General features: G+C 69.6%; 12 protein-coding genes. 11 read left to right on the top strand and 1 reads right to left on the bottom strand.

Annotated elements, in window-relative coordinates; all coding sequences use genetic code 11:
• Positions 1–232: 232 nt before the first annotated feature.
• The 11 genes from ABZV77_RS06795 to ABZV77_RS06745 all read left to right on the top strand — a co-directional run bounded on the left by ABZV77_RS06795 (position 233) and on the right by ABZV77_RS06745 (position 11,921).
• A complete protein-coding gene (locus tag ABZV77_RS06795) occupies positions 233–697 on the top strand; it encodes an ATP-binding protein (protein WP_356251183.1) in 465 nt (154 codons plus the stop codon).
• A 124-nt stretch (positions 698–821) separates the two neighbouring features.
• Positions 822–1,343: a hypothetical protein gene (locus ABZV77_RS06790; protein ID WP_356251180.1), complete on the top strand. Its 522-nt coding sequence runs from the start codon at positions 822–824 to the stop codon at positions 1,341–1,343.
• A gap of 131 nt (positions 1,344–1,474) precedes the next feature.
• The gene (locus tag ABZV77_RS06785) at positions 1,475–2,719 is read left to right on the top strand and encodes a M20 family metallopeptidase (RefSeq protein ID WP_356252342.1); all 1,245 of its coding nucleotides are present in this window, start codon (positions 1,475–1,477) and stop codon (positions 2,717–2,719) included.
• A gap of 144 nt (positions 2,720–2,863) precedes the next feature.
• The gene (locus ABZV77_RS06780) at positions 2,864–3,964 is read left to right on the top strand and encodes a BMP family ABC transporter substrate-binding protein (protein ID WP_356251177.1); all 1,101 of its coding nucleotides are present in this window, start codon (positions 2,864–2,866) and stop codon (positions 3,962–3,964) included.
• Positions 3,965–4,195: 231 nt separating this feature from the next.
• Complete coding sequence (locus ABZV77_RS06775) at positions 4,196–5,248, top strand: BMP family ABC transporter substrate-binding protein (protein WP_356251174.1); 1,053 nt, start codon at positions 4,196–4,198, stop codon at positions 5,246–5,248.
• A 360-nt stretch (positions 5,249–5,608) separates the two neighbouring features.
• On the top strand, positions 5,609–7,126 hold the full coding sequence (locus tag ABZV77_RS06770) for an ABC transporter ATP-binding protein (RefSeq protein WP_356251171.1): 1,518 nt from the start codon (positions 5,609–5,611) through the stop codon (positions 7,124–7,126).
• Positions 7,123–8,271, top strand: coding sequence for an ABC transporter permease (locus ABZV77_RS06765; RefSeq protein WP_356251168.1), 1,149 nt, complete (start codon positions 7,123–7,125; stop codon positions 8,269–8,271). Before ABZV77_RS06770 ends, ABZV77_RS06765 begins: the two co-directional genes overlap by 4 nt.
• Positions 8,268–9,530: an ABC transporter permease gene (locus tag ABZV77_RS06760; protein WP_356251165.1), complete on the top strand. Its 1,263-nt coding sequence runs from the start codon at positions 8,268–8,270 to the stop codon at positions 9,528–9,530. Before ABZV77_RS06765 ends, ABZV77_RS06760 begins: the two co-directional genes overlap by 4 nt.
• A complete protein-coding gene (locus ABZV77_RS06755; RefSeq protein ID WP_356251163.1) occupies positions 9,527–9,928 on the top strand; it encodes a cytidine deaminase in 402 nt (133 codons plus the stop codon). Before ABZV77_RS06760 ends, ABZV77_RS06755 begins: the two co-directional genes overlap by 4 nt.
• Before the next feature lie 120 nt (positions 9,929–10,048).
• Complete coding sequence (locus tag ABZV77_RS06750) at positions 10,049–11,326, top strand: thymidine phosphorylase (RefSeq protein ID WP_356251159.1); 1,278 nt, start codon at positions 10,049–10,051, stop codon at positions 11,324–11,326.
• A gap of 226 nt (positions 11,327–11,552) precedes the next feature.
• On the top strand, positions 11,553–11,921 hold the full coding sequence (locus ABZV77_RS06745) for an STAS domain-containing protein (RefSeq protein ID WP_356251156.1): 369 nt from the start codon (positions 11,553–11,555) through the stop codon (positions 11,919–11,921).
• Here the strand turns inward: ABZV77_RS06745 and ABZV77_RS06740 are convergent.
• On the bottom strand, positions 11,832–12,815 hold the full coding sequence (locus ABZV77_RS06740) for a sigma-70 family RNA polymerase sigma factor (protein WP_356251153.1): 984 nt from the start codon (positions 12,813–12,815) through the stop codon (positions 11,832–11,834). The genes ABZV77_RS06745 and ABZV77_RS06740 overlap by 90 nt on opposite strands.
• Positions 12,816–12,829: the final 14 nt, after the last annotated feature.

The following is a 12,829-nucleotide window of genomic DNA, read 5'->3' as shown; positions in this document are numbered from 1 at the left end:
GTCGCTTCTCCTCGTCCGTGCATACGTTGCAGAGGTACCTCACACGAGGGAACGTGGTCTGCATTCCTCGCTAAGCATGGAATGCAGACCATGTTACGTCCTACGGTGTGACTCGAACCGCTCAACTGCCCCGCCCCGCAAGCCGGAAGCGCACCGCACCGCACCACGGCGCGGCATGCCACCGCCAGGTCACGGCAGGGAGCGAACCGAACTCCGCCCCCAAGGAGGCGACATGGAAACCGTATCCCCGCCCCACACCTGGTCGTACGCCCTTCACCTGCCCCACGACCCCCGTGCTCCCCGCATCGCCCGCATGACCTCCCGCGCCGTGCTCCCCGCGTACGGAATGGCCGAGCTCGTCGACGTCGCCGAGCTGCTGACGTCCGAGCTGGTCACCAACGCCTACCGGCACTCCGAAGGACCCGCCGCGCTGCGCCTGCGCGGTACCGCCGCCCCGTACGGGCTGCGGGTCAGTGTGTGGGACACCAACCCGCACATCCCCGCTCCCTTCGACAAGCCACCCGGCCGCCGTGGCCCACTGCGCTCCGTCCCGCAGGAGGCGGACGGTGGGCGCGGCCTCGGTCTGGTGGCGTGGTGGGCCCAGGCGTGGGGCGGCTACCCCCTGGGTGACGACCTCTTCGGGCGGTGCGGCAAGCTGCTCTGGTTCGAGCTGCGGCTGCCCGACGCGGCCGCCTGAGCCACCCTGCCCCGGCAGGATCGCGGAGCCCCGTCCTGGTGGCACGCCGCCTCCCCCGCGCGGCGGACCCTTCCCCTCCCGTACGACGACGTGGCGACCGCCCCGCCGCGCCAGCATGAGAACCATGCTGAAGATCGACGCACTCCCCGACGTCCCCCGCTGGGCCGTCCTCGCCGCGCACGCCGTGCCGCTCGCCACGCTGCCCTCGGGGCTGTGGCGGGTGGCGCTGGTCGCCGGGCTGCCCGTGGCCGCCGAGCCCCAGCAGGGCGCGGGTGAGGCCGTGTACATCCTCATGCTGAGCCTCGTCTCCGAGGGGCTTGCGCTGCTGACGCTCGGGCTTGTGCGAGGGTGGGGCGAGGTCGTACCGGGGTGGATACCCGTCATCGGGGGTCGGCCCGTGCGGCCCCTCGCCGCCGTCGTCCCCGCCCTGCTCGGCGCCGCCGGGCTGTTCGCGATCATGGGCTGGGCGTTCTACGCGCAGGCCGCCGGCCTGGGCGAAGGGCAGGGCGTCACCGACAGTGCGGCCCAGACCGCACTCCTGGTGGGGTGCTATGTGCCGCTGCTCGCCTGGCCGCCCCTGCTCGTGGCAGTGACAGTGGCCTATTACAGGCGCCGGGCCGTCCCCGCATCCCCCTTGGCGGCCTAAAAGGTTACCCAGTGCGACCAATGGTCATGCGCCACGAGGCCACGAATTCTTCCCCTATCGGGCTGAACTTTTGTTGATCGTGGGTCAGTTGGCCCCATCGTCGCCTTACCCTTCACAGGGTGAACCATTTGATGTCCCGCGAGTCCGAAGCCGAGCCGGGAGCCGAGTCCGCCCCCGCGGAAGCACTGCCCGGCGCGCTGCCCGAAGCGCTGCGCGCCGAACTGGTCACCTTCCGCCGTGACTTGCACATGCACCCCGAGCTCGGCAACCAGGAGTTCCGTACGACCGCGGCCCTCAAGGCCCGGCTCGAGGAGGCGGGCCTCGAACCCCGGGTGCTCGCCACCGGCACGGGGCTCATCTGTGACATCGGCGAGCCCCCGGCCGCCGGGCGCCAAGCGCGGCCCATGCTCGCCCTGCGCGCCGACATCGACGCGCTGCCCATCCCGGACACCAAGCTCGGCGTTCCGTACCGCTCCACCGTCCCCGACCGCGCCCACGCCTGCGGCCACGACGTGCACACCACCGTCGTCCTGGGCGCCGGGCTCGTCCTCGCCGAGCTCGCGAAGAAGGGCCAACTGCCCTTTCCGGTCCGGTTGATCTTCCAGCCCGCCGAGGAGGTCCTGCCCGGCGGCGCGACCGACGCCATTGAGTCGGGCGCCCTCCAAGGGGTCGGCAGGATCATCGCCGTGCACTGCGACCCCCGGGTCGACGCGGGCCGCATCGGCCTGCGGCACGGCGCCATCACCTCCGCCTGCGACCGCCTCGAGGTCTCGCTCGACGGGCCCGGCGGACACACCGCGCGGCCGCACCTCACCACGGACCTCGTCACCGCCGCCGCCAAGGTCGCCACCGAGGTCCCCGTCCTGGTCTCCCGCAGGGCCGACGCCCGCTCCGGGCTCGCGGTGACCTGGGGCCGCATCGAGGCGGGCCACGCCTGCAACGTCATCCCGCAGCACGCCGAGCTCTCCGGGACCGTGCGCTGCCTCGACCTCGACACCTGGCGGGACGCGCCCGACCTGGTGCACGGCGCCGTCCAGGAGGTCGCCGACCTCTACCGCGCCAAGTCCGAGATCAACTACATCCGCGGCGTGCCGCCCGTCGTCAACGACGCCTTGGTCACCGAGTTGCTGCGGGACGCGATGAGCGAGCGGCGCGGCCCGCACTCCGTCGAGGACACCGAGCAGAGCCTGGGCGGCGAGGACTTCTCCTGGTACCTGGAGCACGTGCCCGGCGCCATGGCCAGGCTCGGCGTGCGCAAGCCGGGGGAGCGCACCGTGCGCGACCTCCACCAGGGCGACTTCGACGTCGACGAGACGGCGATCACGGCGGGGGTCGAACTCTTCACCGCCGCGGCTCTGTTGGATGCGATGCGTTAGGGGCGCGACGGAGGCGACGTACGGAACAAAAGCACGAAGAGGTAACGGCACTGCGAAAACCCGTTCCCCTCCCTTTCTACGCGCGTTAATGTGCGCCGAAATCAGCGCCGTTTGCGGCGCGTTGGCGATCAAGGGGTGCTTCCTGTGCGTCGTCTCTCTTCGAAATCTCGGAAATCTCGCGCCACTCACATCACCGCCGCACTCGCCGTCGTCGCCCTCGCGGCGGCAGGGTGCGGCAAGACCAGCAACGAGGCCTCGCAGGACGACGAGGGCAAGGACAAGGGATCCGCGGGCTCGTCGTACAAGGGCAAGGGCATCGGCCTTGCGTACGACATCGGCGGGCAGGGCGACCAGTCCTTCAACGACGCCGCCTACGCGGGTTACAAGAAGGCCCGCGCGGAGTTCAAGATCGGCGGCGTGGACATGGAGCCGGGTGACGGCGAGTCCAGCGCCGACAAGGTCCAGCGCCTCGAACAGCTCGCCAGGCAGGGGTACGACCCGGTCATCGGGGTCGGCTTCGTCTACGCGCCCGCGGTGGAGGCCGCCGCCAAGAAGTTCCCCAAGACCAACTTCGGGATCATCGACGACAACACCGTGAAGGCGGACAACGTCGCCGACCTCGTCTTCCACGAGGAACAGGGCTCCTATCTGGCGGGTGTGGCCGCGGCGAAGGCGACCAAGGTCAAGCACGTCGGATTCGTGGGGGGCGTGGACATTCCGCTCATCCACAAATTCGAGGCCGGATTCGTGCAGGGCGTGAAATCCATCGACCCCAAGATCAAAATTGAGAAGCGGTATCTGACCGAGAAGCCCGAGGAGGGCGGATTCTCCAGCCCGGACAAGGGGCAGAACGCGGCGAGCGGGCAGATCGAGGCGGGCGCTGACGTGATCTACCACGCGGCAGGTCTCTCCGGTCAGGGCGTCATCCAGGAGGCCGGTTCGCAGAAGAAGTGGGCCATCGGCGTCGACTCGGACCAGTACAAGCAGAAGGCCCTCGCCAAGTACAAGGACTACATCCTCGGCTCGGCGTTCAAGGACGTCGGCGGCGCGGTGTACGACCTGACGGAGTCGGTCGTCGAGGGCAAGCCCATGAGCGGCGAGCAGCGGTACGACCTGAAGTCCGGCCGCGTCGGCTTCTCCGACTCGAACCCGAAGTACCGGGAGATGAAGGACGTCGTCGCCGCCGTGGAGAAGGCGGAGAAGGACATTGTCGGCGGGAAGGTCAAGGTGAAGATCGTTCCGTAGTGCACGGTCCGGGACGTTTTACGTAGTACTGCGTGTGGCGACTGGGCGCCCCCTGCGAAGGGGGCGCCCACCCGTCGTTCGGCCCTCCGACACCCGGTGGCCACAGCTCGATAACGGAGCGGACAGAAGGGTTCTTATGTCAGGTCTACGCGCGTTACGCTGCGGCGAAATCAGCGCCAGGTGAGGCGCTCGTACGTGCTTGTGCTTGCTTGTACTAAGGAGTTCGTCTCTATGCGCCGGGTGTCTCGAATAGCTGTCGCGGGCGCCGCGACCGCCGCTCTTGCCGTAACCGTCTCCGCCTGTGGTGGCACGTCCAGCGACGCCACCTCCAGCAAGGACGACAAGAACAAGGGCGTCGCCATCGCCTACGACGTCGGCGGCGCCGGCGACCAGTCGTTCAACGACGCCGCGACCGTCGGCATGAAGAAGGCCGCCACGGAGTTCAAGACCGGCGAGAAGGCCGTCGAGCCGGTCGACGGCGAGTCGGACGCCGACAAGGCGCAGCGCCTGACGCAGCTGGCCAAGCAGGGCTACAACCCGGTCATCGGCGTCGGCTACGCGTACGCGCCCGCCATCAAGGAGGTCTCGGAGAAGTTCCCGAAGACCACCTTCGGCATCGTCGACGACGAGACGGTCAAGGCCGACAACGTCTCCGACCTGGTCTTCAGCGAGCAGGAGGCGTCCTACCTCGCGGGCGTCGTGGCCGCCAAGACGACCAAGTCCAAGACGGTCGGCTTCGTCGGCGGCGTGGACGTCCCGCTCATCCACAAGTTCGAGGCGGGCTTCGCGCAGGGCGTCAAGGACACCGACCCCAAGGTCAAGCTCGTCAAGCAGTACCTGACGGAGAAGGCCGAGGACGGCGGCTTCTCCAGCCCCGACAAGGGCAAGACCGCCGCGCAGGGCCAGATCGAGAAGGGCGCCGACGTGGTCTACCACGCGGCGGGCCTCTCCGGTCAGGGCGTCATCGAGGCCGCCGCCGCCAAGAAGGTCTGGGCGATCGGTGTCGACTCCGACCAGTACAAGCAGGACGCCCTCGCCAAGTACAAGAAGTACATCCTGACTTCGGCGACCAAGGACGTCGCGGGCTCGGTCTACAACCTGGCGAAGGCCGTCGAGGACGGCAAGGCCAAGGGCGGCGTCGTCCGTGCCGACCTCGCCTCCGGCGGTGTCGCGCTCGCCGACTCGAACCCCGAGTTCCAGAAGATGAAGGATGTCCAGACGGCCCTGAAGAAGGCCGAAGAGGGCATCAAGGGCGGCAAGATCAAGGTCAAGACCGCTCCGTAAGGCGCAGCCGCCTTGCCGACTGCCGTAACGGCAGCGTGATTCACGTGCAACGGGGTGTGGGGGACGATGGTTCACCCGCGCCCCGTTCGCGCGGACCCATCCCCGACTCCCCACCGCAGCAGGGGGGCCGGGACCGGGGAATTTCAGACCAGGGAAATTCGCCGAGAGCAGGGGCACTGCGCGCGTAGGCGGCCCCTTTCCCTCAGGCCCTTCAGGCCTTCCGGCCCCCGAGGAGAGTGCGCCATCGACGCGTCCACCAGCCCTCCGCCCACCGACAAGGCACCCGCCGACAAGGCGTCAACCGCCGTCGGTGGCACCGCCGTTGAGCTCAACGGCATCACCAAGCGCTTCCCCGGTGTCGTGGCCAACCACGACATCCACCTGACCGTCCGCAAGGGCACCGTGCACGCCCTCGTCGGCGAGAACGGCGCGGGCAAGTCGACCCTGATGAAGATCCTCTACGGCATGCAGAAGCCGGACGAGGGCACCATCACCGTCGACGGCGAGCAGGTCACCTTCGGCAGCCCCGCGGACGCCATCGTCCGCGGCATCGGCATGGTGCACCAGCACTTCATGCTCGCCGACCAGCTCACCGTCCTGGAGAACATCGTCCTCGGCAGCGAGAAGCTGCACGGCATCGGCGGCAACGCCCGCCGCCGGATCGCCGAGATCTCCGAGCGCTACGGCCTCGGCGTGCGCCCCGACGCGTACGTGGAGGACCTCGGCGTCGCCGACCGGCAGCGCGTGGAGATCCTCAAGGTCCTCTACCGCGGCGCCACCACGCTGATCCTCGACGAGCCGACGGCCGTGCTCGTGCCGCAGGAGGTCGACGCGCTCTTCGACAACCTGCGCGAGCTCAAGTCCGAGGGCCTGTCCGTCATCTTCATCTCGCACAAGCTGGGTGAGGTCCTCTCCGTCGCCGACGACATCACCGTCATCCGGCGCGGCACGACGGTCGGCACGGCGATCCCCTCCGAGACCACGCCGCGGCAGCTCGCCGAGCTGATGGTGGGCAGCGAACTGCCCACCCCCGAGACGGCCGAGTCGACCGTCACCGACCGCGCGATGATCCAGGTCGAGAGCCTCAAGCTGCTCGCCGAAGGCGAGTCGGGGCGCGCGCTGCTCGACGACATCTCCTTCACGATCCACGAGGGCGAGGTCCTCGGCATCGCGGGTGTCGAGGGCAACGGCCAGACCGAGCTGATCGACGCGCTCATCGGCCTCAAGCACGCCGACTCCGGTGTGATCCGGATGGCGGGCGAGGACATCACCGGCACGGCGACCCGCAAACGCCGCGAGGACGGCATCGGTTACATCCCCGAGGACCGCCACCGCCACGGACTCCTCCTGGAGTCCCCGCTGTGGGAGAACCGCATCCTCGGCCACGTCACCGAGAAGCCGAACGCGGGCAGCAAGCTGGGCTTCTGGCTGGACCTCAAGAGCGCGCAGGCCGACACCCGCCGCATCGTCGAGGAGTACGACGTCCGTACGCCCGGCATCGACGTGACGGCCGCCTCCCTGTCCGGCGGCAACCAGCAGAAGCTGATCGTCGGCCGCGAGATGAGCCACAAGCCGCGCTTCCTGATCGCCGCCCACCCCACCCGCGGTGTGGACGTCGGTGCGCAGTCGCAGATCTGGGACCAGATCCGCGAGGCCCGCCGCGAGGGCCTCGCCGTACTGCTGATCTCCGCCGACCTGGACGAGCTGATCGGCCTCTCCGACACCCTCCGCGTGATCTACCGCGGAAAGTTCGTCGCGGACGCCGACCCGGCCACCATCACGCCCGAGGAGCTGGGGTCGGCGATGACGGGTGCCGCCTCCGGTCACCTGGAACACGTCGAGTCCGGTGACGGCTCCGAGGAGGACGAGACCCGATGAAGAAGTTCGACAAGGAGCGTGTGCTCCTCGCGGTGGCCGGACCGGTCATCGCGCTGATCGCGGCCGTGGCGCTGACCTCGGTCGTGCTGCTCGCCTCGGGCAAGAGCCCGATCGAGCCGTACAGCCTGATGCTGGAGCAGGCCACGTTCTCCGACGTACAGGTCCTGATCCTCAACCAGGCGGGCATGTACTACCTGGCGGCGCTCGCGGTGGCCATCGGCTTCCGCATGAACCTGTTCAACATCGGTGTGGACGGCCAGTACCGGCTCGCCGCGATGGTGACCGCCGTCGTCGGCACCCACCTCGCGCTGCCGTCGTTCCTGCAGATCCCGATGCTCATGGCGGTCGCCATGCTCACCGGCGCCTTCTGGGCCGGTATCGCGGGCGTCCTCAAGACCACCCGCGGCGTCAGCGAGGTGGTCGCCACGATCATGCTCAACGCCATCGCGACGAGCGTCATCGCCTACCTCACCCTCACCGAGAACTTCGGCGTCCCGGTCGGCAACAACCAGACCACCGGCGTGATGGAGAAGTCCGGCTGGTTCCCCGGCATCGAGGTGGCGGGCGGCGAGATCTACGGCTTCGTGATCATCTCGGTGCTCGCGGGCATCCTGTACTGGCTGGTCCTGAACCGCACCCGGTTCGGCTTCGACCTGCGCGCCACCGGCGCCTCCGAGTCGGCCGCCGCGGCCAGCGGTGTCAACGCCAAGCGCATGGTGCTCAGCGCGATGCTGATCTCCGGCGCGGTCTCGGGCCTCGCGGGCCTGCCGATCCTGCTCGGCGACACCCACACGTACAGCCTCTCCTTCCCCGCGGGCCTCGGCTTCACCGCCATCGGCATCGCGCTGCTCGGCCGCAACAACCCCGTCGGCATCGCCTTCGCGGCGCTGCTGTGGGCCTTCCTCGACAAGGCGTCGCCCGCCCTCGACTACGCCCAGCCGGAGGCGTACGACAAGGAGATCGCGGTGATCATGCAGGGCCTCATCGTGATCGCGGTCGTCGTCTCCTACGAGGAGGTGCGCCGCTGGGGCCTGCGCCGCCAGCAGCGCCGCGTCGGTGAGGAACTGGCCGCAGCCGCCCGCGCGAGCGGCAACAACGGCCACAACGGCAACAACGACTCCGTGAAGGAGGTGGCTGCCCGATGAGCTCGGCAACCGTCGCCAAGCCCCCGGCCAAGCAGCCCGCGCCGGGCCGCCGCCGCATCTCGCTCCCCGTCCTCCTGCTCGTCATCGCGGGCGTCCTGGTGCTGACCTCCGTGGTCCGCATCATCACCGGAGCCGACGGCATCACGTCCACCGGACAGATGTCGACGGCCCTCAAGCTCGCCGTGCCGATCGGCCTCGCCGGTCTCGGCGGCCTCTGGGCCGAGCGCGCGGGCGTCGTCAACATCGGCCTCGAAGGCATGCTGATCCTCGGCACCTGGTTCGGTGCCTGGGCCGGATTCCAGTGGGGCCCCTGGGTGGGCGTCCTGTTCGGCATTATCGGCGGCGCGCTCGGCGGCCTGCTGCACGCGATCGTCACGATCACGTTCAACGTCAACCACATCGTCTCCGGTGTGGCCCTGAACATCCTCGCCCTGGGCGCCACCCGCTACCTCTCCACCTTCGCCTTCGAGGGCGAGGAGGGCGGTACGTCGAAGCAGTCGCCACCCGTCGAGTCGCTCGGCAACTTCTCCGTGCCGGGCCTCTCCGACTGGCTCATGGACCTCAACGACAAGCACTGGTTCCTGGTCTCCGACCTCGCGGGCCTGATCGGCGGCCTGATCACCGACCTGTCGCCGCTCACGGTGATCGCCGTCGCGATGGTCCCGCTGAGCTGGTGGATCCTGTGGCGCACGTCGTTCGGTCTGCGGCTGCGCTCCTGCGGCGAGAACCCGATCGCGGCCGAGTCGCTCGGCGTGAACGTCTACAAGTACAAGTACCTGGCCGTGGTCATCTCCGGCGGCCTCGCCGGGCTCGGCGGCGCCTTCCTCTCGCTGGTCGCCTCCAACATCTACCTGGAGGGCCAGACCGGTGGCCGCGGCTACATCGGCCTCGCCGCGATGATCTTCGGCAACTGGATGCCGGGCGGACTCGCGCTCGGCGCGGGCCTGTTCGGTTACACCGACAGCCTGAAGCTCCGGGGTGGCGGCACGAACGTCCACGCGCTGCTCCTGCTCATCGCGATCCTGCTGGTCATCGGCGCGATCTACCTCGTGTGGCGCAAGCGGCTCGTCCCCGCGGCGATCACCGCGGCCGTCTCCGCGCTGATGTTCCTGTGGTACGGCTTGACCGACGAGGTGCCCAACCAGGTCGTCACCGCCACTCCGTACGTGGTGACCCTGCTGGTCCTCTCGCTCTCCGCCCAGCGGCTCCGGATGCCGAAGGCGGACGGAATGCCGTACCGGAAGGGGCAGGGCAAGTGACGACCGCTGCCGCGGACACCGACTGGGACACCCTGCGGGAAGCCGCGCGCGAGGCGATGTCCCGTGCGTACGCGCCCTACTCGGGCTTCCCGGTCGGCGCCGCGGCCCTGGTCGACGACGGCAGGACCGTCTCCGGCTGCAACGTGGAGAACGCCTCGTACGGGCTCGGTCTGTGCGCCGAGTGCGGCCTGGTCTCGCAGCTCCAGTTGACCGGCGGCGGCCGTCTGACGCACTTCACGTGCGTGGACGGCAAGGGCGAGATCCTGATGCCGTGCGGCCGCTGCCGCCAGCTCCTGTACGAGTTCGGCGGCGCGGAGCTCCTCCTGGAGACGTCGTCGGGCGTGCGGTCGCTGGGGGACATGCTCCCCGACGCGTTCGGACCGCAGCACCTCAACTGACGGACGGCCCCGCCCCCTTGGAGATCCCGGGTGCGGGGCCACCTTCATCTCCCGGCTCTATGCGCGTAGAGTCGCGGCATATCTACGTACGTACGCCGTTGTACTGCTGGAAGGACTGCCATGGACGTCATCTCCGTCATCCGTACCAAGCGCGACCGGGGCGAGCTCAGCGACGAGCAGATCGACTGGGTCATCGACGCGTACACGCGCGGCACGGTCGCCGACGAGCAGATGTCGTCCCTCGCGATGGCGATCCTGCTGAACGGCATGAACCGCAAGGAGATCGCCCGCTGGACCGCCGCGATGATCGCGTCCGGCGAGCGCATGGACTTCTCCTCGCTGTCCCGCCCGACCGCCGACAAGCACTCCACCGGCGGCGTCGGCGACAAGATCACGCTGCCGCTCGCCCCGCTGGTCGCCGCGTGCGGCGCGGCCGTCCCGCAGCTCTCGGGCCGCGGCCTCGGCCACACCGGCGGCACCCTCGACAAGCTGGAGGCCATCCCCGGCTGGCGCGCGCTGCTCTCCAACGAGGAGATGCTGAGCGTCCTCGACGGCGCGGGCTCCGTGATCTGCGCCGCGGGCGACGGCCTCGCCCCCGCCGACAAGAAGCTCTACGCGCTGCGTGACGTGACCGGCACGGTGGAGGCGATCCCGCTGATCGCTTCCTCCATCATGTCGAAGAAGATCGCGGAGGGCACGGGCTCCCTCGTCCTCGACGTGAAGGTCGGCACCGGGGCCTTCATGAAGAACATCGAAGACGCCCGCGAACTGGCTTCCACGATGGTCGAGCTGGGCACGGACAGCGGTGTCCGCACGGTGGCGCTCCTCACCGACATGTCGACCCCGCTCGGCCTGACGGCGGGCAACGCGCTTGAGGTCCGCGAGTCGGTCGAGGTCCTCGCGGGCGGCGGCCCGGCCGACGTCGTCGAGCTCACCCTCGCCCTGGCCCGCGAGATGCTCGACGCGGCGGGCCTGAAGGACGCGGATCCCGCGAAGGCGCTGGCGGACGGTTCGGCGATGGATGTCTGGCGCCGCATGATCTCGGCCCAGGGCGGCGACCCCGACGCGGAGCTGCCGGTGGCACGGGAGCGGCATGTGGTCACCGCCCCGTCGTCGGGCGTGCTCACCCGCCTCGACGCGTACGACGTCGGTGTCGCGGCCTGGCGCCTCGGTGCGGGCCGGGCCCGCAAGGAGGACGTGGTCCAGGCGGGCGCGGGTGTGGAACTCCACGCCAAGCCGGGCGACTCCGTCGAGGCGGGTGCGCCCCTCCTGACCCTCCACACGGACACCCCGGACCGCTTCGCGTACGCGCTCCAGTCCGTGGAGGGTTCCTTCGACATCGCGCCGACGGGCACGGACTTCTCGGCTACGCCGATTGTTCTGGACCGGATCGGCTGATTCGTCTGCTGCGGGCGCGTGGGGGCTGGTCGCGCAGTTCCCCGCGCACCTGGAGGGGCCGGGGTCCGGTTTTCAGCCCCTCCGGCGTTTGAGGAGCGGGGCCCGGGGCGGAGCCCCGGTTTCGGGAAGGGGCGGGATCGGGGAAAGAACCGCCGGAGGCCCCCCACCCGCACCGACGAAGTGACCCGCACCGATGAGTTAAGACCCCGCGCACGGTCAACCCTGCATGGCTGACACCGGCGTGAACCTCATCCGCATCGCAGGCCCCCTGCGCGCGGCAGACGTCCCGCACCTGTGCGAGCGCGTGGCGGCGGCCAGACACGGCCCCGACGAAGACGTCATCTGCGACGTCACCGCGGTGACGACCTCCGATCTCGCCACCGTCGACGCCATCGCGAGAATGCACCTGGCCGCCCGCAAGGCAGGGGGCCGGATCCGCCTCCGTAACCCCACCCCCGCCCTGCTGGCCCTGCTCGGCCTCGTGGGCCTCGTCGAACTCCTCGGCCTAGTCGTCGAGATGGAGGGGCATGCCGAACAGCGGGAACCACCGGGGCGTGTCCAGGAAGCAGTGGAAACCGGTGATCCGGCCCTCTGAGATCTCGATGACCTGGATCGCCCACGGAGCGAACCCGCCCTTGTCGGGGTCGGGCTTGTAGTGCGCGAAGCCCGGTGTGCCGTTCACGTTCACCGGGACCAGGCGGCTGTTGGCACACGAAGCGCCCACGGTGGTCATGAAGCCGGTGATGTCCGCCGTGCCGCGCAGCCACAGGTCGAACGGCGGCATCGTCATGACGGCGTCCTCGGCGAGCAGCGCGGTGAGCGCCGCCATGTCATAGCCCTCGAACGCGGTGACATACCGCTCCAGGAGCTTCTGCTGCTCCTCGTCCAGCGGGTCGGAGACGGCCGTGTCGTCCTCCGGCCGCTCGGCGAGGGTGGCGCGGGCCCGCTGCAGTGCGCTGTTGACCGAGGCGACGGAGGTGTCGATCAGCTCGGCGACCTCGCTGGCCTTCCATGCGAGGACCTCGCGCAGGATCAGCACCGCGCGCTGCTTGGGCGGCAGGCTCTGCAGGGCGGCGACGAACGCGAGCCGCACCGACTCCTTGGCGATCGCCGCCTCCGCGGGGTCGCCGGGGGTGGGCAGGACGCGGGCGTCCGGGATCGGCTCCAGCCAGGTGTTGTCCGGGCGCGGGTTGAGCGCGGCCTGCGCCAGCGGGGCGGCGGCGGTCAGGTCCATGGGGCGGGCGCGGCGGTTGCCCGCGTTCAGCATGTCCAGGCAGACGTTCGTCGCGATGCGGTACAGCCATGAGCGGATGCTGGAGCGGCCCTCGAACTTCTCGAAGCTGCGCCAGGCACGGACCATCGTGTCCTGCACGGCGTCCTCGGCCTCGAAGGCGGAGCCCAGCATCCGATAGCAGTACCCGGTCAGCTCGACGCGGTGTTTCTCCAGCGTGACGTCCAGATCGGCCGTCGTCCCTGCGATGTCGCTCATCCCAACCCACCCCT

It is taken from the genome of Streptomyces sp. NPDC004732, assembly GCF_040609235.1.
Taxonomy (GTDB): Bacteria; Actinomycetota; Actinomycetes; order Streptomycetales; family Streptomycetaceae; genus Streptomyces.
The sequence above is the reverse complement of the archived record's forward strand: the minus strand, read 5'-3'. Positions and strand labels throughout refer to the sequence as shown.